The sequence below is a fragment of the Vibrio sp. JCM 18905 genome, assembly GCF_055393305.1.
Genome location: NZ_AP043880.1, coordinates 628,737 through 654,550, shown reverse-complemented (window position 1 = coordinate 654,550; position 25,814 = coordinate 628,737). Strand labels below are relative to the sequence as shown.

At 45.3% G+C, this 25,814-nt stretch carries 26 protein-coding genes; 18 read left to right on the top strand and 8 right to left on the bottom strand.

Annotation, left to right across the window (positions count from 1 at the left end; translation table 11 throughout):
- Positions 1-123: 123 nt before the first annotated feature.
- Together ACZ5ZC_RS19750 and ACZ5ZC_RS19745 are read left to right on the top strand one after the other, a co-directional pair.
- Positions 124-753 (top strand): LysE/ArgO family amino acid transporter, encoded by a 630-nt coding sequence (locus ACZ5ZC_RS19750; RefSeq protein WP_065646102.1) that lies wholly within the window; start codon positions 124-126, stop codon positions 751-753.
- 76 nt (positions 754-829) lie between these two features.
- The gene (locus tag ACZ5ZC_RS19745; RefSeq protein ID WP_464932384.1) at positions 830-1,255 is read left to right on the top strand and encodes a YbaK/EbsC family protein; all 426 of its coding nucleotides are present in this window, start codon (positions 830-832) and stop codon (positions 1,253-1,255) included.
- 46 nt (positions 1,256-1,301) lie between these two features.
- Here ACZ5ZC_RS19745 and mscS read toward each other — a convergent pair whose 3' ends face one another.
- The 5 genes from mscS to ACZ5ZC_RS19720 form a co-directional block, all read right to left on the bottom strand.
- Entirely contained in the window at positions 1,302-2,168 is an 867-nt protein-coding gene (mscS, locus tag ACZ5ZC_RS19740) for a small-conductance mechanosensitive channel MscS (RefSeq protein ID WP_005393946.1), read from the bottom strand.
- Between the two features lie 435 nt (positions 2,169-2,603).
- Positions 2,604-3,680, bottom strand: coding sequence for a class II fructose-bisphosphate aldolase (gene fbaA / locus ACZ5ZC_RS19735; RefSeq protein WP_005393947.1), 1,077 nt, complete (start codon positions 3,678-3,680; stop codon positions 2,604-2,606).
- A gap of 154 nt (positions 3,681-3,834) precedes the next feature.
- Positions 3,835-4,995: a phosphoglycerate kinase gene (locus ACZ5ZC_RS19730; protein WP_054868095.1), complete on the bottom strand. Its 1,161-nt coding sequence runs from the start codon at positions 4,993-4,995 to the stop codon at positions 3,835-3,837.
- Positions 4,996-5,148: 153 nt separating this feature from the next.
- Positions 5,149-6,186, bottom strand: coding sequence for an erythrose-4-phosphate dehydrogenase (gene epd, locus ACZ5ZC_RS19725; protein ID WP_006743084.1), 1,038 nt, complete (start codon positions 6,184-6,186; stop codon positions 5,149-5,151).
- A 131-nt stretch (positions 6,187-6,317) separates the two neighbouring features.
- Positions 6,318-8,276, bottom strand: coding sequence for a ligand-gated channel protein (locus ACZ5ZC_RS19720; protein WP_054868096.1), 1,959 nt, complete (start codon positions 8,274-8,276; stop codon positions 6,318-6,320).
- A 140-nt stretch (positions 8,277-8,416) separates the two neighbouring features.
- Here ACZ5ZC_RS19720 and ACZ5ZC_RS19715 point away from each other — a divergent pair, with 140 nt between their 5' ends.
- Entirely contained in the window at positions 8,417-9,310 is an 894-nt protein-coding gene (locus ACZ5ZC_RS19715) for a LysR family transcriptional regulator (protein WP_006743086.1), read from the top strand.
- Between the two features lie 94 nt (positions 9,311-9,404).
- Here the strand turns inward: ACZ5ZC_RS19715 and tkt are convergent, their stop codons facing one another.
- Positions 9,405-11,399, bottom strand: coding sequence for a transketolase (tkt, locus tag ACZ5ZC_RS19710; protein ID WP_124008530.1), 1,995 nt, complete (start codon positions 11,397-11,399; stop codon positions 9,405-9,407).
- A 315-nt stretch (positions 11,400-11,714) separates the two neighbouring features.
- Here tkt and metK point away from each other — a divergent pair, with 315 nt between their 5' ends.
- The 8 genes from metK (at position 11,715) to ruvX (ending at position 18,443) form a co-directional block, all read left to right on the top strand.
- Positions 11,715-12,869 (top strand): methionine adenosyltransferase, encoded by a 1,155-nt coding sequence (gene metK / locus ACZ5ZC_RS19705; protein WP_005381027.1) that lies wholly within the window; start codon positions 11,715-11,717, stop codon positions 12,867-12,869.
- A gap of 401 nt (positions 12,870-13,270) precedes the next feature.
- A complete protein-coding gene (locus tag ACZ5ZC_RS19700; protein ID WP_005393959.1) occupies positions 13,271-14,068 on the top strand; it encodes a DUF2189 domain-containing protein in 798 nt (265 codons plus the stop codon).
- A gap of 68 nt (positions 14,069-14,136) precedes the next feature.
- Positions 14,137-14,634: a SprT family zinc-dependent metalloprotease gene (locus tag ACZ5ZC_RS19695; RefSeq protein WP_054868098.1), complete on the top strand. Its 498-nt coding sequence runs from the start codon at positions 14,137-14,139 to the stop codon at positions 14,632-14,634.
- 150 nt (positions 14,635-14,784) lie between these two features.
- Positions 14,785-15,480 (top strand): deoxyribonuclease I, encoded by a 696-nt coding sequence (endA, locus tag ACZ5ZC_RS19690; RefSeq protein WP_005393967.1) that lies wholly within the window; start codon positions 14,785-14,787, stop codon positions 15,478-15,480.
- 116 nt (positions 15,481-15,596) lie between these two features.
- On the top strand, positions 15,597-16,328 hold the full coding sequence (gene rsmE, locus ACZ5ZC_RS19685) for a 16S rRNA (uracil(1498)-N(3))-methyltransferase (RefSeq protein ID WP_054868099.1): 732 nt from the start codon (positions 15,597-15,599) through the stop codon (positions 16,326-16,328).
- A gap of 13 nt (positions 16,329-16,341) precedes the next feature.
- Positions 16,342-17,292 (top strand): glutathione synthase, encoded by a 951-nt coding sequence (gene gshB / locus ACZ5ZC_RS19680; protein WP_006743090.1) that lies wholly within the window; start codon positions 16,342-16,344, stop codon positions 17,290-17,292.
- Positions 17,293-17,419: 127 nt separating this feature from the next.
- Complete coding sequence (locus ACZ5ZC_RS19675) at positions 17,420-17,983, top strand: YqgE/AlgH family protein (protein WP_317387989.1); 564 nt, start codon at positions 17,420-17,422, stop codon at positions 17,981-17,983.
- A 34-nt stretch (positions 17,984-18,017) separates the two neighbouring features.
- Positions 18,018-18,443 carry a Holliday junction resolvase RuvX gene (gene ruvX / locus ACZ5ZC_RS19670; RefSeq protein WP_005381017.1) on the top strand — a complete coding sequence of 142 codons (426 nt, stop codon included), beginning with the start codon at positions 18,018-18,020 and terminating at the stop codon, positions 18,441-18,443.
- A 61-nt stretch (positions 18,444-18,504) separates the two neighbouring features.
- On the opposite strand, the gene ACZ5ZC_RS19665 is transcribed toward ruvX, so the two are convergent.
- On the bottom strand, positions 18,505-19,611 hold the full coding sequence (locus ACZ5ZC_RS19665) for a PilT/PilU family type 4a pilus ATPase (protein WP_006743091.1): 1,107 nt from the start codon (positions 19,609-19,611) through the stop codon (positions 18,505-18,507).
- 20 nt (positions 19,612-19,631) lie between these two features.
- Positions 19,632-20,672, bottom strand: coding sequence for a type IV pilus twitching motility protein PilT (locus tag ACZ5ZC_RS19660; RefSeq protein WP_464932212.1), 1,041 nt, complete (start codon positions 20,670-20,672; stop codon positions 19,632-19,634).
- 28 nt (positions 20,673-20,700) lie between these two features.
- Between ACZ5ZC_RS19660 and ACZ5ZC_RS19655 the strand changes: the two genes are divergently transcribed.
- The 7 genes from ACZ5ZC_RS19655 to hemW all read left to right on the top strand — a co-directional run bounded on the left by ACZ5ZC_RS19655 (position 20,701) and on the right by hemW (position 25,756).
- Positions 20,701-21,402 (top strand): YggS family pyridoxal phosphate-dependent enzyme, encoded by a 702-nt coding sequence (locus ACZ5ZC_RS19655; RefSeq protein ID WP_054575409.1) that lies wholly within the window; start codon positions 20,701-20,703, stop codon positions 21,400-21,402.
- A gap of 158 nt (positions 21,403-21,560) precedes the next feature.
- The gene (proC, locus tag ACZ5ZC_RS19650) at positions 21,561-22,379 is read left to right on the top strand and encodes a pyrroline-5-carboxylate reductase (RefSeq protein WP_047008834.1); all 819 of its coding nucleotides are present in this window, start codon (positions 21,561-21,563) and stop codon (positions 22,377-22,379) included.
- Between the two features lie 52 nt (positions 22,380-22,431).
- Positions 22,432-22,989 (top strand): YggT family protein, encoded by a 558-nt coding sequence (locus tag ACZ5ZC_RS19645; protein ID WP_012841393.1) that lies wholly within the window; start codon positions 22,432-22,434, stop codon positions 22,987-22,989.
- Positions 22,989-23,279, top strand: a complete 291-nt coding sequence (gene yggU, locus ACZ5ZC_RS19640) for a DUF167 family protein YggU (RefSeq protein WP_005393980.1) — start codon at positions 22,989-22,991, stop codon at positions 23,277-23,279. Before ACZ5ZC_RS19645 ends, yggU begins: the two co-directional genes overlap by 1 nt.
- Positions 23,280-23,406: 127 nt before the next feature.
- A complete protein-coding gene (locus tag ACZ5ZC_RS19635; protein WP_005393982.1) occupies positions 23,407-23,838 on the top strand; it encodes a DUF4426 domain-containing protein in 432 nt (143 codons plus the stop codon).
- Positions 23,839-23,956: 118 nt separating this feature from the next.
- The gene (locus ACZ5ZC_RS19630) at positions 23,957-24,559 is read left to right on the top strand and encodes an XTP/dITP diphosphatase (RefSeq protein ID WP_085342619.1); all 603 of its coding nucleotides are present in this window, start codon (positions 23,957-23,959) and stop codon (positions 24,557-24,559) included.
- An 18-nt stretch (positions 24,560-24,577) separates the two neighbouring features.
- On the top strand, positions 24,578-25,756 hold the full coding sequence (gene hemW, locus ACZ5ZC_RS19625) for a radical SAM family heme chaperone HemW (protein ID WP_464932211.1): 1,179 nt from the start codon (positions 24,578-24,580) through the stop codon (positions 25,754-25,756).
- The last annotated feature ends 58 nt before the right edge of the window (positions 25,757-25,814 follow it).

Sequence of the window (25,814 nt, the reverse complement as noted above, 5' to 3'; positions counted from 1 at the left end):
ACATCAACCCTTAAATTAGCTTGACTAATATAATATTAAAATCATTAATTATACTTATTTAGATAAACTCTTTATCTTTCACTCTTCTGAGCATTTATTGGTTATTTTGAAGTGAGGTGAAGTGTGAGCTTGTGGGTTCTATTGCAAGGATTTGGTTTAGGGGCATCAATGATCATTCCGATCGGCGCACAAAATGCGTATGTCTTAAATCAAGGCATAAAGCGCAATCATCACCTGACGACTGCCACTATTTGTAGCATCCTAGATATGATCTTCATTTCTCTAGGTATCTTTGGTGGTGGTGCGATTTTGTCTCAAAATGAAATCTTACTAACATCGGTGACCCTTGGTGGTATTGCCTTCCTGAGCTTTTATGGATTACTGTCACTTAAGAGCGCGTTTAAGTCAGACAGTGACTCAGAATCAAAAGGTGAAGTCGTCGCTCGTGGTCGTCGAACGGTCATATTAGGCGCGTTAGCCGTCACTGTACTTAACCCACATTTGTACTTAGATACAGTCGTTATTCTGGGCTCTATTGGTGGGCAGTTTGAAGGCCATGACCGAATTGCTTTTGCACTAGGTACGATGATGGCTTCCTTTGTTTGGTTCTATACCTTGTCGATAGGAGCCGCAAAACTAGGCCCTACCCTATCAAAGCCAAGAGTGAAAAAAGGCATCGACATCGCGGTCGCAGTAATGATGTTCACGATAGCGTATATTTTAGCTAGCGAACTTATTGAAAAGTACTGGTAATCAACAGGACAACATAGACATTGAGTCACTAAAGCGTATCTATGATATCAATAGATAGCGACTCAACGCGCTCTCTATTCCTTTTCGGGAATGGCAGCATGAAGCCATCTTAGACTTTGACACGGATATAAGAATTGCGTCCGAGCTTGGATGGACAGGCACGCACACCAAAAGCCTCTTCTTAAAACTTAAAGGACAAGGCTACGCAATTTATCTAACAGAAAAAGACTCTCGCCTCGATGCCAAACAAATAAAAGCCGTCACAGGTAAACGCCCATCAATTTGTGACGACGGTGAAATGGTCGAAGTGTTAGGTTGTTTGCCTGGAGCGGTATGTCCGATTGGCTTACCTGAATATGTCACGCTCATTGTAGATACAACCCTGTATCTACACGAAGAGTTGCTCTATACGCCAGGGTTGCCTGAATTCACCTTTGGCTTTGCCGGTAAACATCTAAAACGTCTATTGCTTGCCGGTAATCACATTCTTTATGAGATATAAAAAAGCGAGGCCAATTGGCCTCGCTTTCGAATATCTACCGCTTGTATTAAGCGTCGATTTTGTTCAGATGAACATCCATTTGTGGGAATGGAATTTCGATACCATTTTCATCCAGTGCTTCTTTAATACCTTGCATTGCATCAAAGTATACGCCCCAGTAATCTGCAGTTTTCACCCATGGGCGAACCACAAAGTTTACTGAAGAGTCTGCCAGTGTAAGTACACCGATTGTGATATCAGGATCTTTCAAGATACGCGGATCTTTTTCTAGCGTCTCGCGAATTACTTTCTTCGTTAGTTTAAGATCCGCTTTGTATGACACACCAATCACTAAGTCGACACGTCGCGTTGCATGACGAGAGTAGTTAGTAATTGCACCACCGATTACTGACGAGTTAGGCACAACAACCATCTTGTTGTCTGGTGTTTTTAGAACAGTTTGGAAGATTTGAATTGCTTCAACACTACCCGCTACACCGCCAATTTCTACGTAGTCGCCAGATTTGAATGGACGGAACGCAACAATGAGTACACCAGCTGCAAAGTTTGATAGTGAACCTTGTAGCGCAAGACCAACAGCAAGACCTGCCGCACCGATTACAGCCACAACTGAAGCGGTTTGAACGCCTAATCGACCAAGAGCGGCGATAAGTACGATTACAAATAGCAAGTAACGAACAAGACCGTGAATAAATTCAACGACAGCCTTATCCATGTTTTTCTTTTCTAGTACTTTAGAAACACTACCAGCGACTGCTTTAACGATAATATTACCGATAAACAGAATAAGCAGCGCAGAGATAATGTTCACACCGTACTGAACCAGTAGATCTGAGTTGTTTGTCAGCCAAGTTTCAGCCTGAGTTAGACCATCCGTTAAAGTGGTATCGATACCCACCGATTCACCTGCCATAATTCTTATCCTCAAAAATAAAGATATATAAATCCAATTGCCGTTAATTTATGAACCTTGTTTTTTTAAAGGCTCTTTTCTAAAACAACATCCCTATTGCCCCACTGAGCAGTGTCAGATTTTTGGCACAATATCCCAACTTTGACTTTTTTCAAAGTCAGAGTTTCGCAAAGATATGCAAAACAAGACTTTATCAGAGTTTTCTGATATTGGCTTGTTACAGGTTACGCAATGCACTCTTATTTCGCCACTCCTATGACTGATATTCCTATGTTTTTATTTAAAAACGTTAAAGGGGGAACATCCCACCAGAAAATACAACCTGACGCATAAAGATATCAATAGGAAAACAGGGAAAGAAACATAGGGGCGAAATGATAGACATAAAAAAACCCGCTCAAAAAGCGGGTTTTTAAGTAACTTAATCAGTAACGATTATAGTACGTCAACTGCGTTTAGGTCAGCAAATGCTTGCTCTAGACGAGCTACCATTGAAGCTTGACCAGCACGTAGCCATACGCGTGGATCGTAGTACTTCTTGTTTGGTGCATCTTCACCAGTTGGGTTACCGATTTGACCTTGTAGGTAATCGTGGTTTTCAGCTTCGAACTTACGGATACCATCCCAAGTTGCCCACTGTGTATCAGTATCGATGTTCATTTTGATAACACCGTAACCGATAGACTCACGGATTTCTTCTAGAGAAGAACCTGAACCACCGTGGAATACGAAGTTTAGAGAGTTCGCTGGAAGACCGAATTTCTCAGAAACGTGCGCTTGAGAATCACGTAGGATAGTTGGAGTTAGAACAACGTTACCTGGCTTGTACACGCCGTGTACGTTACCGAAAGATGCTGCGATAGTGAAACGGTGGCTGATTGCGCTTAGTTTCTCGTATGCGTATGCAACGTCTTCTGGAGAAGTGTATAGCTCAGACGCATCCATATCAGAGTTGTCAACGCCGTCTTCTTCACCACCAGTACAACCTAGTTCGATTTCTAGAGTCATGTTCATTTTAGCCATGCGCTCTAGGTACTTAGCAGAAATTTCGATGTTCTCTTCTAGAGACTCTTCAGAAAGGTCGATCATGTGAGAAGAGAATAGTGGCTTACCAGTTTGCGCGAAGTACTCTTCACCAGCGTCTAGTAGACCGTCGATCCAAGGAAGTAGTTTCTTAGCTGCGTGGTCAGTGTGTAGGATTACTGGAACACCGTAAGCTTCAGCTACAGCGTGAACGTATTTCGCACCAGCAACAGCACCTAGGATTTGAGCTTCTTGACCTTCAAGTTTTAGACCTTTACCAGCAAAGAAAGCAGCGCCACCGTTAGAGAACTGAACGATAACTGGAGCTTTAACTTTTGCAGCTGCTTCAAGTACTGCGTTTACAGAGTCAGTACCCACACAGTTTACTGCTGGAAGTGCAAAGCTGTTTTCTTTTGCAACTTCAAATACTTTCTGAACGTCATCGCCAGAGATAACACCTGGTTTTACGAAGTCGAAGATCTTAGACATGGATGTAATCCTATTTATCTGTCGTTTTTAAACAAAACTTGTTAAGTTGAAAATCTTGCAAACGTTTGCTCACAACTGAGGCTATTCTAGCAGAGTTCCTCACACGTTGCAGCAAACAAGAAAGCGGGAGAATCACTCCCCCGCTTTGCTTTAATTACTTAGCGCGTGCTTCTAGCATTTCTACTGCTGGAAGAACTTTACCTTCTACGAACTCAAGGAAAGCGCCGCCACCTGTAGAGATGTAAGAAACGTCAGCTTTGATACCGAACTTGTCGATAGCTGCTAGCGTGTCACCACCACCTGCAACAGAGAAGCCTTCAGATGCTGCGATAGCTTCAGAGATACCTTTAGTACCTGCTTCGAAATTCTTGAATTCGAATACACCTACAGGACCATTCCATAGGATAGTTTTCGCGTTTTTAAGAATCTCAGCCAATGCTGCTGTTGAATCTGGACCAAGGTCGAAGATCATGTCGTCGTCTTGTACTTCAGAAACGTGCTTAATTTCTGCTTCTGCGTTTTCGTCGAATGCTTTCGCACATGCAACGTCAGTCGCGACTGGGATTGCACAATCAGTCATTAGCTTTTTAGCTGTATCTACTAGGTCTGCCTCGTATAGAGACTTACCAACGTTGTGGCCAGCAGCCGCGATGAATGTGTTTGCGATACCACCACCAACAACAAGTTGGTCAGCAATTTTAGACAGAGACTCAAGAACAGTCAGTTTTGTAGAAACTTTTGAACCACCTACGATAGCAACCATAGGGCGAGCTGGGTTGTCCATTGCTTTACCTAGCGCTTCAAGTTCGTTTGCTAGAAGAGGGCCAGCACAAGCGATAGGTGCGTGCATACCAACACCATGAGTTGACGCTTGAGCGCGGTGAGCCGTACCGAATGCATCCATTACGAATACGTCACATAGTGCTGCGTATTTCTTAGATAGCTCTTCGTCGTTTTTCTTTTCGCCTTTGTTAAAGCGAACGTTTTCTAGAACAACAAGTTCACCAGCGTTTAGCTCTAGGCCATCTAGGTAGTCTTTAGCTAGCTTAACTTCACAATCTAGTGCGTCGTTTAGGTAGTTAACAACTGGTTGTAGAGAGAACTCTTCAGCGTATTCACCTTCAGTTGGGCGACCTAGGTGAGACGTAACCATTACTTTAGCGCCTGCTTCTAGGCAGTGCTTAATAGTTGGAAGAGATGCGATGATACGTGCATCTGAAGTTACTTTACCGTCTTTTACTGGCACGTTTAGGTCAGCACGGATAAATACACGTTTACCTGCAAGATCCAGGTCAGTCATCTTGATTACAGACATGATGTGTCCTCTCAAATATTGATAATTAAAGTTTTTGAAAACTCGGCAACCCTGCCAAGCCTGTTAATTCTTCAAACTGGTTATAGATGATATGGAGATATCATGGATTTATTTCAAGTCTTGAAATAAAAATTCTCCATTACTTCTTCGTCATTACTGCTCCACTTGAGAAGAAGCTTGCATTGCTAAGGCAGTATCCAGCATCCGGTTAGCAAAGCCCCATTCGTTGTCGCACCAAACGAGCATTTTTACGAGTTGCCCGTTACTCACTCTAGTCTGGCTTCCATCAACAATCGCACTATGGGGGTCGTGGTTAAAGTCGATGGAAACGAGTGGCGATTCAGTATAGTCAACAATGTTACGTAATGTACACTGAGATGCGTTAACAATGGTTTGATTTACGTCATTAACTTTCACATTTGTATTAATTGTGACACTTAAATCCATTGCGGTGACGTTAACGGTTGGGACACGAACAGAAATTGCTTCGAATTTGTTGGAAAATTTCGGGAAGATTCTTTCAATCCCCTTATGCAACTTGGTGTCAACCGGAATAATAGATTGGCTCGCTGCGCGGGTACGGCGTAGATCGTTATGGTACGCATCGATTACTTGCTGATCGTTCATGGAAGAGTGAATCGTGGTTATGGTACCGGACTCAATACCGAAGGCTTCGTCTAACACTTTAATGATGGGAACGATACAGTTGGTAGTACAAGAGCCATTGGAGACAACACGGTGCTCGTCTTTCAGAGTTTCGTGGTTCACACCATAGATAATCGTATTATCTATGTCGTTTGCGCCCGGGTGTGAAAACAGCACTTTCTTCGCGCCAGCTTCTATATGCGCTTGCCCATCGGCTTGCGAACCAAACACGCCAGTGCAATCCAAGACAATATCGACTTCTAAATCGCGCCAAGGAAGTAGTTCGAGTTCAGAGAGGTGAAGAATGCGAATAGAGTCATATTCGCCGCTGTCATGATGAACATGTAAGTGTTCTTGGTCGTGGGAGATTTTTTTACCGAAGCGACCATGACTAGTGTCATATTGCAGTAGGTGCGCCATCGCTTCTGGCTGCGCTAATTCGTTAACCGCCACAACCTTGATCTGCTGATGTTTTCCGCTTTCATATACGGCTCGCAGAACATTACGACCTATACGTCCAAATCCATTGATCGCAACCTTTAGCATTTATCCTTCGCCCTACCAAAAATTTCGTGTCACAGATACTACCTGATCAGGCTGAAAAACGCACCTGTTGAATCATAGTAAAGCAGGATTAAAAAAGGCCGAGACAATGCTCGGCCTTATTACAACAATAATTAAAATGCGACGTCTAAACCTAACCAGTAGCGACGACCATCTTCGACATATCCGTATTCTTCGTAACTGATTTCCTCATCCAGCAAGTTATAGATCGCGCCTTTAATACGAGTATTGTCGGTTAACTGGTATGTCACACCAGCGTCCACAAAGGTATAAGCAGGCTCTACAATACTGTTTCTTGATGGGCCAGTAACCGGATCCATTTCTTTACCTCGGTAAGTGACTTTAGCCCAGCTTTCTAGATCTGTTGTTGTTTGCCAAGTTACATCCACATTGAACAGATGCTTTGGTAACTGCTGCAGCGGCATGCCTTTGTATTCACCTGTTTTTTGCTCTGAGTCGGTAAATGTGTAGCTCGAACTGAGGTAAATGGTTTCCGTTAATGGCGATGCTAAGGTCGCTTCAATACCTTGTGTGACCGCTTCGTCCACGTTAATGCGGTACGTTGGATCTGCACCCCATTGGTTTGGTCCATCTGTACAGATGGTATCTGGACAAACAACACGTGTGATCTTGTCTTTGAACTCATTATGGAACGCAGTCAAAGAGACATCTAAACCAGAGTCACCTTGATACAAGACACTGATTTCTTTGTTTAGCGACGTTTCAGGGTCAAGGTCTGGGTTACCGTAGATATTACCGCCGCCACTGACTTGCGCCCAACCAGGAGTAATTTCACGTAATTGCGGAGAACGGAAACCTGTTGCCACGCCACCTTTCACAGTCCAAGATGGGTCAACTCGCCATACACCATAGACACGCGGACTAAAGTGCGCACCATAGTTTTCGTCCTGATCTAGACGACCACCAAGCGTAACGCTAAACGGATCGGCGATTCTCCACTCATCTTCAATGAAAACAGCCCACTGCGTATTCGATGTTTCGGTCTTCGATGACGCTTTATTGGAAGTAAAATCTTCAAGCTCGGCGTGAGTAGCATCCACACCGGTTGTCAGCGTATGGTTTCCAATACCAGTCACTAAGCTCGATTTGAACGTGGTGTTGGTGATCGTCATCTCGCGAGATTTGTTCTCGCTCTCTTCACGTTGTAAGTAAGTATCTGAGATGCCAACCGAGTCCCAGTCGCCATTGTGACTTAGCGTTACATAATTACGACGATATTCGTTGAGTGAATCCTCACAACCTCTTCGGCACCCCGTCGTTGGTACGGAAAGGCCAACGTTACCGCGACGACTTTGTGCCGATGTGCCACCCTCTAGTTGCACAGAATGGCGGTCATTAATCTGGTAGGTCAGTTTTGAAGAGATACTTTGCATATCTTTATCTTCATAGCCGTATTCAATATCGTCTTCTTCTCTTGCGGTATACTGACCGTATACTTGGAGAGATAGATTTTCGGCTAGCGGCCCATTGACGAAGAAATTCGCGCTCTGCTCTCCGCCCGAGCGACTGTTTTCTTGCAGAACCGTGCCTAGCTGAACATTACCTGTCCACTCCATCGCGTCTTTTCGCGTGATCACGTTAATTACACCACCAATCGCATCAGAGCCATAAAGCGTCGACATTGGACCACGGATAACTTCAATTCGCTCAATCGCTTGAAGAGGGGGTAACCAGCCTTGTTCGATACCAGGGCCGTCACTATTTGGGCGAGTTTCACGTGTGCTTTGACGTTTACCATCGACCAGTATCAAAGTGTATTTAGAACCCATACCACGGATACTGATATCGATAGTGTCACCACCACCTGTTACGACGACACCAGGCACACTTTTTAGTGCATCAGTTACATCGCGGTAATAACGAGAGTCCAACTCCTCACGTGAAATCACACTAATACTTGCAGGCGCGTCCGCTTGAGATTGCTCATAACTTGATGCAGTTACAACCACTGTTTCCATTTTAGAAACCGCATCATTGGCAAACACATGAGGGACACTGACGAAGGCTAAAATACCAGTTGCAGTAATAACCGGCAGTCTAAGAGTAGACATCTACATCTCCATAATTGATAATGATTATTATTTTCGAAAGTGAATTATTCACAAATAGAATGAGATGCATAGTAAGAGTTATGGAACGGTTCTTCCCATTTATGGAACCCGTGCATAACGCAGTAAGGAGTTAATGAAATATGCACGACTTAGCATCAATTCGAGCCTTTGATGCGCTCAATCAGCATAAGAGTTTGACCGCCGCTGCCAAGGCCCTCAACCAGCCTAAATCAACGCTGAGTCGTCGCTTAGCACAATTAGAAGAAGATTTCGGTCAGGCTCTAACCGCAAGACAAGGTAACCGATTAGTTCTGACAAGAGCAGGAGAAATTTTTGCCCACTACAGTCGCCAGATTCTTGAGCTAAGTGAAGAGAGTTATGACGCGCTTCAAGGTTTAACAAACCAAGTTTCAGGGCCGCTACATATTGTTTGTCACACAGCATTAGTTAGAAGTTGGCTAGGTGGTGTGCTCAACGGTTTTCTTGCCGATAATCCTGACGTTAGGGTTCAACTTACCAGTGACTTTTCTGAAGCGCACCATGACCCAGATTTGTTCATCTGGCTCGGTGAGCGTAAAGATCTCGATTGGCGCAAAGAGGTATTAGGCTCATTTCGTTACACGCCCTTTGCCTCTCCAGCTTATCTTGAACAACACGGTTCGATCCTGCACCCCAAAGAGCTTGAAGCGCATCCGTGGATCGATTTTGGCTCGGTACAAGAAAATGGATTGATGCTCACACACCCTCAACACGGTGAGTTCTTTTTAGAGCCATTTGTGAGTCGCTTATACAGCGACAACATCGCAATGCAGATCGACAGCATCGCGAATGGTCATGGTATTGGACTGCTGCCAACTTGGACAGCAAGCGGCTACGAGAAACATCATCCGGGTCGAATCACACCTTGCTTAGAAGGTTGGCTTTCAGAGCCCATCTCCATTAACTGCTATACGCCTGCAGGAAGACCACCACTGCGCTTATCCGTACTTTTAGACTGTATTCACCAAAGCATTCCACAAGGTTGGAAAACCTGACAAAAAACAAAAAAGGCCATCGCAATGATGGCCTTTCCAACTTTAGTATCTAACAGTCGTCCTTTACGTTCGGACTATTGAGACAATCTAGCAGTTACGCTAGCAATTCTTTTGCTGTGTTCACTACGTTTTCAGTCGTGAAGCCAAACATCTCGAATAGCTGACCAGCAGGTGCAGATTCACCAAATGAAGTCATACCGATGATGCGACCGTCGAAACCAACGTACTTGTACCAGAAGTCTGCGATGCCCGCTTCGATAGCGATGCGTGCTGTTACGTCTGATGGCAATACTGCTTCACGGTAAGCAGCGTCTTGCTTGTCAAATGCATCCGTTGATGGCATTGAAACAACGCGTACTTTCTTACCTTCTGCCGTTAGTTGAGTCGCAGCTTCTACTGCTAGCTCAACTTCAGAGCCTGTTGCGATAAGGATAAGCTCTGGCTTGCCTTCGCAATCTTTCAGGATGTAAGCACCTTTCGCGATGTCCGCTACTTGCTCAGCTGTACGATCTTGTTGCGCTAAGTTTTGACGAGAGAAGATAAGTGCTGTTGGTGCATCTTTACGTTCAATCGCTAGTTTCCATGCTACGGCAGACTCAACCTGGTCACACGGACGCCATGTGCTCATGTTTGGCGTTACGCGTAGAGATGCCATTTGCTCAACCGGTTGGTGAGTTGGGCCATCTTCGCCAAGACCAATCGAATCGTGCGTGTACACTTGGATGTTCTGAATTTTCATCAGCGCAGCCATACGCATTGCGTTACGAGCGTATTCCATGAACATTAGGAATGTTGCGCCGTAAGGAACGAAACCACCGTGCAATGCGATACCGTTGATGATAGCGGTCATACCGAATTCACGTACACCGTAGTGGATGTAGTTGCCAGAGAAGTCATCCGTTTCTAGAGACTTAGAACCAGACCACATGGTCAGGTTAGAAGGCGCTAGGTCAGCAGAACCACCCATAAACTCAGGAAGCATTTGACCAAACGCTTCTAGTGCATTTTGCGATGCTTTACGTGATGCAATGTTCGCTGGGTTTGCTTGAAGATCAGCAATGATTTGGTTCGCTTTTTCTTCCCATTCCGCTGGAAGTTCGCCGTTTAGACGACGTTTAAGCTCTGCTGCTTCTGCAGGGTAAGCTGCTGCGTATGCTTCGAACTTTTCATTCCAAGCCGCTTCTTTCGCTGCACCTGCTTCTTTTGCATCCCACTCAGCGTAAACATCTGCAGGGATTTCAAATGGACCGTACTCCCAACCTAGGTATTCGCGAGCCGCTTGAATCTCATCGTGACCTAATGGTGCACCGTGACAGTCATGTGAGCCAGACTTGTTAGGAGAACCGAAACCGATAATTGTTTTAGTACAGATTAGAGTCGGACGAGGATCCGCTTTAGCCGCTTCAATCGCTGCGTTGATTGCTTCAGGATCGTGACCGTCTACCGCTGGGATTACGTGCCAGCCGTAAGCTTCGAAACGCTTAGGTGTATCGTCAGAGAACCAACCTTCAACGTGACCGTCGATAGAGATACCGTTGTCATCCCAAAACGCGATCAGTTTGCCTAGACCTAATGTCCCAGCAAGAGAACATGCTTCATGCGAGATGCCTTCCATTAGACAGCCGTCACCCATGAACACATACGTAAAGTGGTCAACGATGTCGTGACCTTCTTTGTTGAACTGTGCCGCTAGTGCTTTCTCTGCGATAGCCATACCAACAGCATTAGTGATGCCTTGGCCAAGAGGACCCGTTGTTGTCTCGATACCAGGCGCGTAGCCGTACTCTGGGTGACCTGGGGTTTTTGAGTGCAATTGACGGAAGTTTTTCAGATCATCAATAGATAGCTCATAACCGCTTAAGTGCAGTAGAGAGTAAATAAGCATTGAGCCGTGACCGTTTGACAGCACGAAGCGGTCGCGGTCGGCCCACTCTGGGTTTGATGGGTTGTGGTTTAGGTGAGAGCGCCAAAGAACTTCAGCGATATCAGCCATACCCATTGGTGCGCCTGGGTGGCCTGAGTTAGCTTGTTGAACACCATCCATGCTTAGAGCACGAATTGCATTGGCAAGATGTTTACGAGACGACATGTCTGCTCCTGAGTACATTAAGCGAAACGAAAAGTAGGTCATAATTCTCTCAAAGCCCTGTTAGGTGTGCAAACGTTTTCCAGTCCAAAACCTCACAAATATTGCACCTTTCGCGCCAAATCGTTCGAAGTTCTTAAAATTATCAATAAATCAGGCAAACGTTTGGTTATAACAAAAACCAAAAAAGAGCTTGTAATTCGAGCAATCAAATTTAGAATAGACGTCTAGATGTAGATACACCTACAAAAATTAGTATTAATTTGCGCTGGAGAGTTTATCATTCCCCAGTTTTAAACCAGATATAGTGGAGCTAACATGGCTAAGCACCTGTTTACTTCTGAGTCAGTATCAGAAGGTCATCCAGATAAAATTGCAGACCAGATTTCTGATGCGGTTCTTGACGCGATTCTAGAGCAAGATCCAAAGGCTCGTGTTGCATGTGAGACTTACGTTAAAACCGGTATGGTAATGGTGGGTGGTGAAATCACGACTTCAGCATGGGTAGACATCGAAGAGTTAACTCGTGAAACCGTTCGTGAAATCGGCTACGTACATTCAGATATGGGCTTTGACGCAGATTCTTGTGCGGTACTAAACACAATCGGTAAACAGTCGCCAGATATCAACCAAGGTGTTGATAAAGCTGACCCTAAAGAACAAGGTGCAGGCGACCAAGGCATCATGTTTGGTTACGCTTGTAACGAAACTGAAGTACTAATGCCAGCGCCAATTACTTACTCTCACCGTCTTGTTCAAAAGCAAGCAGAAGTTCGTAAAAACGGCACACTACCTTGGTTGCGCCCTGATGCAAAATCTCAGGTAACATTCCAATACGATCAAGGTAACATCGTTGGTATCGACGCGGTTGTTCTTTCAACTCAACACTGTGATTCAATCTCAACTTCAGACCTGCGTGAAGCGGTAATGGAAGAGATCATTAAGCCAGTGCTACCTTCTGAGTGGATCAACAAAGAAACAAACTTCTTCATCAACCCAACTGGTCGCTTTGTAATCGGTGGTCCTATGGGTGACTGTGGTCTAACAGGTCGTAAGATCATCGTAGATACCTACGGCGGCGCAGCTCGTCACGGTGGCGGTGCGTTCTCTGGTAAAGATCCATCAAAAGTTGACCGTAGTGCAGCATACGCAGCACGTTACGTAGCGAAAAACATCGTAGCGGCTGGCATGGCTGACCGTTGTGAGATCCAACTTTCTTACGCAATCGGTGTTGCGGATCCAACGTCTATCATGGTGGAAACGTTCGGTACTGAGAAAGTATCTCACGACATCATCATTGAAGCGGTTCGTCAATTCTTCGACCTACGTCCATACGGTCTACAAGAAATGCTTAACCTTCTTCAACCTATCTACAAGAAGACAGCGGCTTACGGTCACTTCGGTCGTGAAGAATTCCCGTGGGAAGCGACAGACAAAGCTGCACTTCTACGCGATTTCGCTGGCATCAAATAATCAGGCCAAGCAAGAATCAATCAAGCCCTCGCCTCTGGCGGGGGCTTTTTATTTTCAGCAACTTTTATCTAGCCATTTCGGCTCATACCGCCCAGCCCCATGAAGCAGTCCTGTTTCTCCCTCATTTTTATACCGAATAAATTTTCAGCAATTATTTGTAAATTATCCCATCTCCGCCAATAGTTAAAATATTGTTAATTCCAATTTAAATAGAGACGTCGGATGCTGGCGACTGTGGCAGCAACACTTACGAAAGACACGAGTCAGGCATCTTTATGGCCGATACCAAACTAAGCCAATGCTCAGATGTAAACTTGAAAAAGTCGCTTCAAGTTTGACTGAACAAAAACCGCTGTCAGTTGGTATAAGCGGATAATGTGGGAATAAATCAAGGAGGAGTTATGCCTCGAACTGTTAATCCATCGGACTTCCACAACAAGCGAAAGGAAGTGCCAGATAACGAATACGCCAGAACCATACCGTGCAACACGGTTAATCTTTCTGCACCTTTTCATTGGCTCGCATTAGGTCTGCATGATTTCGTGCGAATGCCGCTTATTAGTGCTTTCTATGGCATCTGTTTTATGGCAGCTGCCATAGGCATTGTTTTGCTCGTACAGTGGCAAGGCACACACTTGGTCGTCATGCCCAGTTTGATTGTTTACATGTTAATCGGTCCATTTCTCGCGCTCGGCTTGTATGATGCCAGTTGGGAGAGAGAGCGCGGACACAAAGCTAGCTTGTTCCATTCCATGAAAGCGATCGGTCGTAACTCAACATCTCAATGGGCATTCGCCGTGTTACTCGCAGTGTGTATGATATTTTGGATGCGCATTGCCGCTCTACTTCATGCGCTTTACCCTTCTGTTCAAGGGGCATCTTTAAGTGAGTTCCTACCCTTCCTTGTGATAGGATCTTTAGTTGGATTTGTTTTGGCTTGTGTGGTGTTTAGCATTTCAGCCTTTTCTATTCCGCTTATGATGGAGCGTCGCGTAGACATGATGACCGCTGTATTTACCAGCTTTAATGCCGTGAAATCCAACATTCCAGCGATGATTGTTTGGGCAGCGATCATCTGCGGCGGTATTCTTATCGGCTTTGCGACCTACGGGATCGGAATGTTGTTTACCATGCCAATTCTAGGCTACGGTACATGGCATGCTTACCATGCCACCATCAAGAAAAAACACACTCCGTAATTAACTGATGCTATGATCTGGCCCTCGCAAATGCGGGGGTTTTTTTATTTGATTTATCGAGGTGAATTGTGGATATAGAACTAAGCTATAAAGCCAAGCAAGTGATGGCGGACTGCATCGCGATGGCAGAGCAAGCTTTCAAACGTTCTTTCCCGATTCCAACAATCACCTTCAACGTCCGCGGGAAAGCGGCAGGAAAAGCCTACCTTCAATTGAATCAAGTGCGCCTGAATCCCGTTTTATTTCGCGAAAACACCCAAGCATTCTTAGATGAAGTCATTCCTCACGAGGTGGCACACCTGATTACTTATCAGGTTTACGGACGAGTTAGGCCTCACGGCAAAGAATGGCAAGGTGTCATGGAAGCCGTATTTAAAGTGCCCGCCAAAACCACTCACAGCTTTGAAGTAAAATCCGTTCAAGGTAAAACCTTTGAGTATCGTTGTGGCTGTATGACCTACCCTCTATCGATTCGCCGTCATAATAAAGCGCTGCGCAAAGAGGCGACGTACTCTTGTCAAAAATGCCGCCAACCACTTAACTTCACGGGCGTTCAGTTATCGTAATCTATATCTCATAGTGTTACTTGCGTTCCCAAAATAAAGATCGAGTTTATCAAAACCTTCCCTTCGCCACTTATTGTTAACTTACTCATCACTAAAGACATTTTATGCGTGTTATCATGAATAAAGTCATACTTTATAAAGACTTTAATCATGAAATACCTATTCTCTCTGTTACTTATCGCGCTTTCTAGCACTGCGGTTGCCGCGCCACCAAGTTCATTCTCTGCCGCCAAACGTGAGGCGGTAAAAATTTATCAAGACCATCCAACGAGCTTTTACTGTGGCTGCAACATTCAATGGCAAGGCAAAAAAGGCTCCCCAGATTTAGCCTCTTGCGGTTACCAAGTCCGTAAACAGGAAAAGCGGGCCGCACGAATCGAATGGGAGCACGTTGTACCTGCGTGGCAATTTGGCCACCAGCGTCAATGCTGGCAAGATGGCGGACGTAAAAACTGCAAGAAAAAAGACAAAACCTTTCGCTTGATGGAAGCAGACCTGCACAACCTAACCCCTGCTATTGGTGAAGTAAACGGTGACCGTTCGAACTACAACTTTAGCCAATGGAACGGCGTCGATGGCGTGAGTTATGGTCGCTGTGAGATGCAAGTGAACTTTAAGCAGCGTAAAGTCATGCCACCAGACCGTGCTCGAGGTTCGATTGCTCGTACCTACCTATACATGAGCAAAGAGTACGGCTTTAAATTATCAAAACAGCAAACGCAGTTGATGAGTGCTTGGAACAAAACCTACCCAGTCGATAAATGGGAATGTGAGCGTGACGAGCGCATTGCCAAAGTACAAGGCAATCATAACCCATTTGTTCAAAAAGCCTGTCGCGCACTCTAGTGCTCCTCTACCTTGAAGCGTTTCAATAACTGATATTGAAACGCTTCTTGCCCCTTGTTTTTTCGGTTTAAAGCATCCATGTTAGGGTTTAAGTTTATTCTCTTGCTGGAAATCTCATGCGTATCCCTCGAATTTATCATCCAGAAACCATTCATCAACTTGGCTCACTTGCTTTAAGTGACGACGCAGCAGGCCATATCGGCCGTGTTCTGCGCATGAAAGAAGGCCAAGACGTTCTCCTATTTGACGGCAGCGGCGCAGAATTCCCAGCGGTTATCAGTGAAGTCAGCAAAAAGACGGTTTTGGTTAACATTACTGAGCGTGTAGAAAACAGTATTGAATCCCCTTTAGACCTGCACCTTGGTCAAGTTATTTCACGTGGCGATAAGATGGAGTTCACTATCCAAAAGTCAGTGGAACTTGGTGTCAATACCATCACACCTCTGATTTCCGAACGTTGTGGCGTCAAGCTTGACCAAAAGCGCTTTGAGAAAAAACTCGCGCAATGGCAAAAAATCGCCATCAGTGCCTGTGAGCAGTGTGGACGCAATGTCGTTCCAGAAATTCGTCCAACTATGAGCTTGGAAGAGTGGTGTAAAGAAGAGTACGATGGCTTAAAGCTCAATCTTCATCCTCGTGCTAACTACTCAATCAACACACTGCCAACACCGGTTGAAAAAGTGCGCCTACTGATCGGCCCTGAAGGCGGTTTATCGTCTGAAGAGATCGAGATGACTCGAGAATATCAATTTGAAGAAACGCTACTCGGCCCTCGCGTTCTGCGCACCGAAACAGCGGCTCTGACAGCAATTACAGCCTTACAAGTTCGTTTCGGCGATCTTGGTTAAACGGAGAAAAATAATGATCAAACTCGGCATTGTGATGGACCCAATTTCGTCCATTAACATCAAAAAAGACTCTAGCTTTGCCATGATGCTTGAAGCGCAACGACGCGGCTATGAAATCCACTACATGGAAATGAATGATCTGCATCTCGATCAAGGCGTTGCCATTGCAGATACTAAAGTGGTGGAGCTAAAAGAAGATCCAAACGGTTGGTACGAGTTCAAATCAGAGCAAACGATCGAACTGTCTGAGCTAGACGCTGTACTAATGCGTAAAGATCCTCCGTTTGACACAGAATACATCTACGCGACTTACATCCTTGAGCGTGCAGAAGAACAAGGTGCACTGATCGTTAACAAACCTCAAAGTCTACGTGATTGTAATGAAAAACTGTTTACAGCGTGGTTCCCTGAGCTGACACCAACGACAATCGTGACGCGAAAAGCAGAGAAAATTAAAGAGTTTCGTGAAAAACATGGTGATGTCATCCTAAAACCGCTTGATGGTATGGGCGGCGCATCTATCTTCCGCGTAAAAGAAAACGACCCTAATGTCTCTGTAATCATCGAGACACTGACCAACCACGGTCAAAACTACGCAATGGCGCAAACCTTCGTGCCAGATATCAGCAACGGTGACAAACGTATCTTAGTCGTAGATGGTGAACCAATGCCTTACTGTCTAGCTCGTATTCCTGCAAAAGGTGAAACGCGCGGCAACCTTGCGGCTGGTGGCACAGGTGAGGCTCGACCACTAAGCGAGACCGATATTAAGATTGCTCAAACTGTAGCTCCTACACTGAAAGAAAAAGGCCTTATCTTTGTTGGCCTTGACGTAATTGGCGACAAGCTAACAGAAATCAACGTCACCAGCCCAACCTGTATTCGCGAAATTGAAGCGGCTTTTGACATCTCAATCACTGGCAAACTGATGGATGCGATTGAGCGTCGAGTAAAAGGCGAATAACTCAAACTGTATTACAGTTAATAGAGAGCGTAGTACATTAACTTAAGCAAACTCATGCACATACCTAGATGGTAAACTGTATGATGTTTGCTTAGGGCATTTACGAGAGTTAAGGGTCAATATGAGTATGAATCTCACAAATCACTTTTTGGTTGCCATGCCTGGGATGAAAGATCCGTACTTTCAAAACAGCGTGATCTACGTTTGTGAGCACAACGAAGACGGCGCTATGGGGTTAATGATCAATGCTCCTGTTGATATCACCGTCGGCAACATGCTCAAGCAGGTGGAAGTTCAGCCAGTACACCCGTGCCTATTTGAAGCCAGCCTAGATAGACCAGTCTACAATGGCGGCCCAATCTCGGAAGATCGTGGTTTTATTCTGCATAAACCTAAAGATTACTACGAGTCCAGCGTCCAAATGACCGATGACCTCGCTGTAACCACTTCACGTGATATTCTTTCGGTGTTAGGAACAGAAGCAGAACCAAGTGATTACTTAGTGGCACTTGGCTACTCAGGTTGGAGTGCAGGCCAATTAGAAAATGAGCTGGTCGAAAACTCTTGGCTCACCATTGAAGCGACGCCTGAAATTATCTTTAATACACCAATCAACGAGCGTTGGAAGAAAGCGGTCGAAAAGCTGGGCATCGACCCCAGTCATCTTTCAGCAGACTCTGGACATGCTTAGTCCGAAATACAGTTACATTAGATAGAGACACCTTATGTCACGCACAATTATGGCTTTTGACTTTGGAACCAAAAGCATTGGTAGCGCTATTGGCCAAGAAATTACTGGTACGGCTTCCCCATTAAAAGCCTTTAAAGCCAATGACGGTATTCCAAATTGGGACGATATCGAAAAGCAAATCAAAGAGTGGCAGCCAGATTTGCTAGTGGTCGGTTTACCAACTGATCTTCATGGCAAAGACCTTGAGACCATAACCCCTCGTGCACGAAAATTTGCTAAGCGTCTGCAAGGCCGATACGGCTTACCTGTTGAACTGCATGATGAGCGATTATCTACAGCAGAAGCTCGTGCGGAGTTGTTCAGCATGGGCGGCTACAAAGCCCTATCGAAAGGGAATGTGGACTGCCAGTCAGCGGTGGTGATTCTAGAAAGCTGGTTTGAAGCCCTCTGGGGTGAATAAAACACAATACTCAAAACAAGAAAAGGTTGGCAAGTGCCAACCTTTTTTCGTCTAAACACGCTTAATCCATATCGATCTTAACGTTAGCAAGACTGCCCGTAGAGAATGCTTCGCCACGCTGTGTTTTCAACATCAAGCGCAAATCATTCGCCGAATCGGCACTGTGCAGCGCGTCCTCTTCGCTGATCTTACCTTGCATCACCAACTTATAAAGAGATTGATCGAACGTCAGCATACCAAACTCATTTGAGCGAGCCATAGTTGACTTCAACTCATGCAAATCTCCGCGACGGATCAAATCCGACACACGTGGGCTATTTAGCAAGATCTCAAATACACCATGGCGCCCCTGCCCATTCTTATCTCGGATCAGCTGCTGACCAACCACACCTTTTAAGTTCATCGACAAATCAAACAAGAATTGTTCTTTTTGATCTTTCGGTACCAAGTGAAGAATGCGCTCTAAGGCTTGGTTGGCATTGTTGGCGTGCAACGTTGCCATACACAAATGGCCCGTTTCGGCGAAGGTCATCGCGTATTCCATTGTTTCACGGCTACGGATCTCGCCAATCAAAATCATATCTGGCGCTTGACGCAGCGAGTTTTTAAGCGCAACTTCATAGCTTTCCGTATCTAACCCAACTTCGCGTTGAGTCACGATACAGCGCTTGTGCTCATGCACGAATTCGATCGGATCTTCGACCGTCAAAATGTGTCCCGTCTTGTTGCTGTTTCGATAGCCCGTCATTGCCGCCATTGTGGTGGATTTACCTGACCCAGTAGCACCAACCACCAGCACCAAACCACGCTTGGCTATCGCTAAATCTTGCAACACTAACGGTAACTTTAATTGCTCAAAGGTGGGAATATTGGTTTCAATACGACGAATCACCGCACCCGGTAATTCCCGTTGAAAAAAGGCACTAACACGGAAGCGGCCACAATCTCTCACAATGGCAAAATTCGACTCACGACTTTTACGAAATTCCTGACGCCGATCTGGCTCCATAGCGCTGTCGAGTAATGCCGCTACATCACTCTCGGTGAGTTTTTCACCTTGAGGTCGCAATTCGCCATCCACGCGAAACAAAATTGGCGCACCAACCGTGATGTAAAGATCCGACGCTTTCAGCGCCAGCATACCTTCGAGAAATTTATTTAGATCCATCTTCCGTGTTCACCTACGTATTACGAGAATTGCTGCAATTCTAACCCGATCTTACTATCGACCTCTTCACGAGCGACCATACCTTGTGCCATTAACTGACGAGCATTTTGCTCCATGGTTTGCATGCCGTGAGCCGCACCAGTTTGAATGATCGAATACATCTGCGCGACTTTGTCTTCGCGGATCAAGTTACGAATCGCAGGCGTTGCCATCATGATTTCATGGCATGCAATACGGCCACCACCATTACGTTTCAATAACTTTTGTGCGATAACCGAACGAAGGGATTCAGAAAGCATCGAGCGCACCATGTCTTTATCGCTGCCAGGGAACACATCGATAATACGGTCAATGGTTTTTGCCGCCGAGCTGGTGTGTAACGTGCCGAATACTAAGTGCCCCGTTTCCGCCGCCGTTAACGCAAGGCTGATGGTTTCTTTGTCACGCATCTCGCCAACCAGAATGACATCCGGGTCTTCACGTAATGCGCTGCGCAGTGCGTTTTGGAAACTATGCGTATCACGGTGTACTTCACGCTGGTTGATCAAACATTTATTGTTGTTGTGAACAAATTCAATCGGATCTTCAATTGTGAGTACGTGCTTGTTGTGATTACGGTTAATGTAGTCAACAATGGCTGCTAAGGTCGTCGATTTACCAGAACCTGTTGGGCCAGTAACCAGAACTAAGCCTTTTTCAGCGTTCGCAATTTTTTTGAAGATCTCGGGAGCTTCCAGCTCTTCCAAAGTTGGAATGCTACTTGGAATGGTACGGAATACTGCCGCACAGCCACGAGATTGGTTGAAAGCGTTGACACGGAAACGACCAACGTTATGCAACTCAAAAGAGAAGTCGACTTCGAGTTTTTCTTCGAACTCACTGCGTTGGGCATCGTTCATGATTTCGAAAACCAAACGATGCACTTCTTGGTGTGTAAACGCTGGAATGCCTAGTTTTCTCACATCCCCATCAATACGAACCATTGGTGGGACACCTGCAGAAAGATGTAGATCTGAGGCATTATGTTTTACACTAAAATCCAGTAACTCAGTGATATCCATTTAAAATCCTTAAGTCTAAAGTACAGCTATGAGTAGTATTCAACAAAATATTGAACATATCACCTCTCAAATTCGATATGACGAGCAAAAATGTGGTCGAACTCCAGAGTCAGTGCAACTTCTAGCGGTAAGCAAAACTAAACCTGTCGAGGCAATTCTCGAAGCCTACCAAGCGGGACAAACCGCCTTTGGTGAAAACTACGTCCAAGAGGGCGTCAGTAAAGTTCAGCACTTTGCCGAGCATTATCCAGATAATCGAATCGAATGGCACTTCATTGGCCCGATTCAGTCGAATAAATCGCGACTTGTTGCCGAACATTTCGATTGGGTTCACACCATCGATCGAACCAAGATTGCTCAACGCCTGAATGATCAGCGTCCAAGCGAACTTAAACCGCTACAAGTTCTGATTCAGGTTAACACCAGTGGTGAAGCATCTAAGTCTGGTGTCACCGAAGCGGAAGTATTCGAGCTGGCGGAGTTGATTTCTCGCCTACCCAACCTCACTTTAAGAGGGTTGATGTCGATTCCTGCCAACGTGTCTGATTACGAATCACAACTTCATGAATTTCAGAAGTTGGCTACATTGAAGCAAACACTCGAAGCTCAGTTCCCAGAAATCGATACATTATCAATGGGAATGAGTGGTGATATGACCGCTGCAATCGAAGCTGGTAGTACAATGGTTCGTATTGGAACCGCTATTTTCGGCGCGCGAGACTACAGCTAAATCAAAAAAAACGCTCACTAGCGACATAAATTCGTCGTTAAATTAAAGAGTAAATCGCGCAATCATCTTACTCGCCAATAGGAGCAGTAAGTAACAGCGGCGCCATTATACATCTGAGCGCACAATAAACTCTAAATATCATGATGGAAATCAGACAAATGGAACATAAAAAAATCGCCTTCATTGGTGCTGGCAACATGGTGAGAGCCATTGTTTCTGGCTTGGTTGCTAACGGATACCCAGCGCAAAACATTACCGCGACAGCGCCTTCAGAGGCTCGCCGTCTTCCGCTAGAACAAGATTTTGGCATCCGTACCACCAGCGATAACATCCAAGCGGCGACCGAGGCGGATGTGGTGGTATTGTCTGTGAAACCGCAAATGATGGCGGATGTTTGTAAACCACTGCAAGCGATCGATTTCACTAATAAACTGGTGATTTCTATTGCAGCAGGCATCAACTGTTCACGATTGGATGATATGCTAGCCACCAAATTGAACTTGGTTCGTGTTATGCCAAATACGCCATCACAACTTGGGTTGGGCATGAGTGGTTTATTCGCACCAGCCCATGTAACTGAGCAAGACAAAGCTTTTGCTGCAGAGTTAATGGAAGCGGTCGGTAAAGTATGTTGGGTTGAGCAAGAGTCTGGCATCAATAATGTGATTGCCGCTGCAGGCAGTGCTCCGGCATACTTCTTCCTGTTTATGGAGGCGATGCAAGCAGAAGCGATTGCTCAAGGCTTTGATAAAGACACCGCTCGACTATTGGTTCAGCAAGCTGCATTGGGCGCGGCCAGTATGGTGGTTAGCAACCCAGAAACTGAGCTATCGACCCTGCGTGAGAACGTGACATCGAAAGGTGGGACAACGGCAGAAGCACTGCGTACATTCAACGAACATCAACTTTCAGATATTGTTGCTAAAGCCATGCAAGCTGCTGTGGCTCGCGCGGAAGAAATGGAAAAACTGTTTTAATTATTTGGATGAACTCCGTTTAGTATCATCCATCACTTGTTAAGGGTACCTTATGAATTCAATGAGTTTTCTCATCTCAACCCTATTTGACCTGTACATCATGGTCGTAATTTTGCGAATTTGGTTGCAAGCTGCACGCGCAGACTTCTACAACCCATTCTCGCAATTCATAGTAAAAGCGACTCAGCCGGTCATTGGTCCACTGCGCCGCATTATCCCTTCCGTGGGGAATATTGACCTAGCAACAGTGTTGTTTGCCTACGTGTTGTGTGTGCTTAAATTTGTCGTTCTGATCCTGATAGCTTCGAACGGTTCCGTCTCTTTCAGCGCTGATTTCTTGTTCTTGGGCTTGTTATCATTAATCAAAGCCGCTGGAGGTCTGCTGTTCTGGGTACTATTGATCCGTGCAATTTTGAGCTGGGTAAGCCAAGGTCGCAGCCCTATCGAGTACGTATTCCATCAATTAACCGAGCCAATGTGCGCACCAATCCGTCGTATTATTCCGGCTATTGGTGGTCTTGATTTGAGCGTACTGGTGCTGTTTATCGGCTTGCAGTTCGCGAATTTCTTGATGGGCGATATCATTGGTCCAATTTGGTTCCAATTATAATGTCAGCCGCAGTTTGGCAAGATGGCGAGGACATCATCCTAAAGCTCTATATTCAACCTAAAGCAAGCCGCGATAAAATTGTTGGCTTGCATGGTGAAGAGCTCAAAATCGCCATTACTGCTCCACCTGTCGATGGCAAAGCTAATGCGCACCTAACTAAGTTCTTAGCCAAGCAGTTTAAAATCGCTAAGGGTTTGGTTCACATAGAAAAAGGTGAATTAGGACGGCACAAACAAATTCGGATAGAATCACCTACCCAGATACCGACAGAAATTAAAGCCATCTTATGATGGCTTTTTATTTACAATTTTGTACCACACTTACTAGTACCAATGACTGAGTTCGCATTTTTACCCCGTGACCAAGGTAAAATTGCGGCTATGGTTGTTTTATAACAAGTGCTTTGAGGAAGTAACAATGAGCAAATGGATTACCGCATTACTGATCAGCCTATTGTCGTTACCAAGCTTCGCCGATCAGTTTAAAAATATGAAAGATATCGAAGTACACTATGTCGCGTTTAACTCGACATTCTTAACACCGAAAGTCGCACGTAGCTACGATATCAAGCGCAATGGATACCTCGCTGTGGTTAATATTAGCGTGCTAGATAGAGCTTCATTGGGTAAACCTGCATTAGAAGCAAAAATTGCTGGACGCGCGAAAAACCTCATCGGCCAAACTCAGACCTTATCCTTTCGTGAAGTCAAAGAAGGCAATGCGATATACTATTTAGCCGAACTGCCAATTACCCACGAAGAAACTTTTACTTTCGATATTGACGTAAAAGCTGGAAACAAAGGCTCAGGTAAGCTTAAATTCACCCAGAAGTTTTATGTTGAAGAGTAATTGGGTTGTGATGATCCAAAAGCTTTTGGATCTAAGCAGGCTAAAAACTACTTATTAGTTAAAGAATATCTAGAGGAGAACGATTTGTTCTCCTCTATCACTATTAAAAGAGATTCCCATGAAAAAAATTGTGCTAGCAACTGGTAACCAAGGCAAAGTTCGTGAAATGGCAGATTTGTTGTCTGACTTCGGCTTTGAAGTATTAGCGCAAAGTGAATTCAATGTATCGGAAGTAGCTGAAACGGGCACAACGTTCATTGAAAACGCAATCATTAAAGCTCGCCATGCCGCACAAGAAACAGGGCTTCCTGCCATTGCAGACGACTCTGGATTAGAAGTCGATTTCTTAAAAGGCGCTCCGGGCATTTACTCTGCACGTTACGCAGGCGAGAGCGCATCTGATCAAGAGAATCTAGAAAAATTGCTAGCGGCAATGGAAGGCGTACCAGAAGCAGAGCGTACAGCACGTTTCCACTGTGTATTAGTCCTCATGCGTCACGAGAACGACCCAACGCCTATCGTCTGCCACGGAAAATGGGAAGGCCGCATTCTAACTGAAGCGCACGGTGAAAATGGTTTTGGCTACGACCCAATCTTCTTTGTTCCTGAAAACAACTGTGCGTCAGCCGAACTTGAACCTGCACGTAAAAAACAACTGTCTCACCGCGGTAAAGCGCTCAAGTCGTTGTTTGCTCAACTGTCTGAGCAAGTGTCTCAGTAATCACGAGCGAATTAGACCATGTTAACGCCCCCAGCACTCAGCTTGTATGTACACATCCCTTGGTGTGTACAAAAGTGCCCGTATTGCGACTTTAACTCTCACGCGCTCAAAACCGAGATTCCAGAAGAAGAGTACATCAGTGCTCTTCTAGAAGATTTAGATACTGACATTCAGAAATACCGCCTTAACGAAGTGCCACGTCCACTGCATTCAATCTTCATTGGTGGTGGTACGCCGAGTTTGATTTCGGCAGAAGGCATCGAGCGTCTACTTAAGGGCATTGAAGCGCGTATTCCGTTTAAGCCAGAAATTGAGATCACCATGGAAGCTAACCCAGGCACCATCGAAGCAGAGCGTTTTGTTGGCTACCGCAAAGCTGGTGTAACGCGTATCTCTATCGGCGTGCAAAGCTTTGAGCAACAGAAGCTTGAGCGTTTGGGGCGCATTCACGGCCAAGACGAAGCCGTCAATGCTGCTAAGCTGGCGCACCAAATCGGTTTGAACAGCTTTAACCTCGATCTCATGCACGGCTTACCTGATCAAAGCATCGAACAAGCCTTGGCAGATTTGGACAAAGCGATTGAGTTGGCACCGCCGCACTTGTCTTGGTATCAGCTGACCATCGAGCCAAACACCATGTTTTACTACAAGCCACCAACGCTACCTGATGATGATGATTTGTGGGATATTTTCGATCTCGGACACCAAAAACTTGCAGCCGCGGGTTATGTGCAATATGAAATCTCGGGTTACAGCAAGCCGGGCTATCAGTGTCAGCACAACCTCAACTACTGGCGCTTTGGTGATTACCTTGGTATCGGTTGTGGCTCTCATGGCAAACTCAGTTTTACCGACGGACGTATTATTCGAACGACAAAGGTAAAACACCCGCGTGGCTATTTAGCGGCTTATCAAAATATGGTCAAACCTTATCTGCATACGGAACATGTCGTCGCGGATGAAGATCGTCCATTCGAGTTCTTTATGAACCGATTCCGCTTAATGGAAGCATGCCCGAAGCAAGATTACGTGGACACCACAGGCTTGCCGCTCAGTACGATTCAAGAAACCATCGATTGGGCGTTAGAAATGGGCTACTTGAGTGAAACCGCCACTCATTGGCAAATTACTGAAAAAGGGAAGCTCTTCCTTAATGACTTGCTCGAAGCCTTTATGGCCGAAGAAAGCGAAGAGTAACGCAGCCCAAAAACAAAAAAGCCTCTCAATTGAGAGGCTTTTTATATAGAACATTCAA

What these genes read in the sequence shown, in the direction of transcription:
- mscS (WP_005393946.1), bottom strand. Translation starts at nt 2,168, where the DNA reads ATGGCAGGTGAATCGGTGGGTATCGATACCACTTTAACGGATGGTCTA.
- fbaA (WP_005393947.1), bottom strand. Translation starts at nt 3,680, where the DNA reads ATGTCTAAGATCTTCGACTTCGTAAAACCAGGTGTTATCTCTGGCGAT.
- ACZ5ZC_RS19730 (WP_054868095.1), bottom strand. Translation starts at nt 4,995, where the DNA reads ATGTCTGTAATCAAGATGACTGACCTGGATCTTGCAGGTAAACGTGTA.
- epd (WP_006743084.1), bottom strand. Translation starts at nt 6,186, where the DNA reads ATGCTAAAGGTTGCGATCAATGGATTTGGACGTATAGGTCGTAATGTT.
- ACZ5ZC_RS19720 (WP_054868096.1), bottom strand. Translation starts at nt 8,276, where the DNA reads ATGTCTACTCTTAGACTGCCGGTTATTACTGCAACTGGTATTTTAGCC.
- ACZ5ZC_RS19715 (WP_006743086.1), top strand. Translation starts at nt 8,417, where the DNA reads ATGCACGACTTAGCATCAATTCGAGCCTTTGATGCGCTCAATCAGCAT.
- tkt (WP_124008530.1), bottom strand. Translation starts at nt 11,399, where the DNA reads ATGTCGTCTCGTAAACATCTTGCCAATGCAATTCGTGCTCTAAGCATG.
- metK (WP_005381027.1), top strand. Translation starts at nt 11,715, where the DNA reads ATGGCTAAGCACCTGTTTACTTCTGAGTCAGTATCAGAAGGTCATCCA.
- ACZ5ZC_RS19700 (WP_005393959.1), top strand. Translation starts at nt 13,271, where the DNA reads ATGCCTCGAACTGTTAATCCATCGGACTTCCACAACAAGCGAAAGGAA.
- endA (WP_005393967.1), top strand. Translation starts at nt 14,785, where the DNA reads ATGAAATACCTATTCTCTCTGTTACTTATCGCGCTTTCTAGCACTGCG.
- rsmE (WP_054868099.1), top strand. Translation starts at nt 15,597, where the DNA reads ATGCGTATCCCTCGAATTTATCATCCAGAAACCATTCATCAACTTGGC.
- gshB (WP_006743090.1), top strand. Translation starts at nt 16,342, where the DNA reads ATGATCAAACTCGGCATTGTGATGGACCCAATTTCGTCCATTAACATC.
- ACZ5ZC_RS19675 (WP_317387989.1), top strand. Translation starts at nt 17,420, where the DNA reads ATGAATCTCACAAATCACTTTTTGGTTGCCATGCCTGGGATGAAAGAT.
- ruvX (WP_005381017.1), top strand. Translation starts at nt 18,018, where the DNA reads ATGTCACGCACAATTATGGCTTTTGACTTTGGAACCAAAAGCATTGGT.
- ACZ5ZC_RS19665 (WP_006743091.1), bottom strand. Translation starts at nt 19,611, where the DNA reads ATGGATCTAAATAAATTTCTCGAAGGTATGCTGGCGCTGAAAGCGTCG.
- ACZ5ZC_RS19660 (WP_464932212.1), bottom strand. Translation starts at nt 20,672, where the DNA reads ATGGATATCACTGAGTTACTGGATTTTAGTGTAAAACATAATGCCTCA.
- ACZ5ZC_RS19655 (WP_054575409.1), top strand. Translation starts at nt 20,701, where the DNA reads ATGAGTAGTATTCAACAAAATATTGAACATATCACCTCTCAAATTCGA.
- proC (WP_047008834.1), top strand. Translation starts at nt 21,561, where the DNA reads ATGGAACATAAAAAAATCGCCTTCATTGGTGCTGGCAACATGGTGAGA.
- ACZ5ZC_RS19645 (WP_012841393.1), top strand. Translation starts at nt 22,432, where the DNA reads ATGAATTCAATGAGTTTTCTCATCTCAACCCTATTTGACCTGTACATC.
- yggU (WP_005393980.1), top strand. Translation starts at nt 22,989, where the DNA reads ATGTCAGCCGCAGTTTGGCAAGATGGCGAGGACATCATCCTAAAGCTC.
- ACZ5ZC_RS19635 (WP_005393982.1), top strand. Translation starts at nt 23,407, where the DNA reads ATGAGCAAATGGATTACCGCATTACTGATCAGCCTATTGTCGTTACCA.
- ACZ5ZC_RS19630 (WP_085342619.1), top strand. Translation starts at nt 23,957, where the DNA reads ATGAAAAAAATTGTGCTAGCAACTGGTAACCAAGGCAAAGTTCGTGAA.
- hemW (WP_464932211.1), top strand. Translation starts at nt 24,578, where the DNA reads ATGTTAACGCCCCCAGCACTCAGCTTGTATGTACACATCCCTTGGTGT.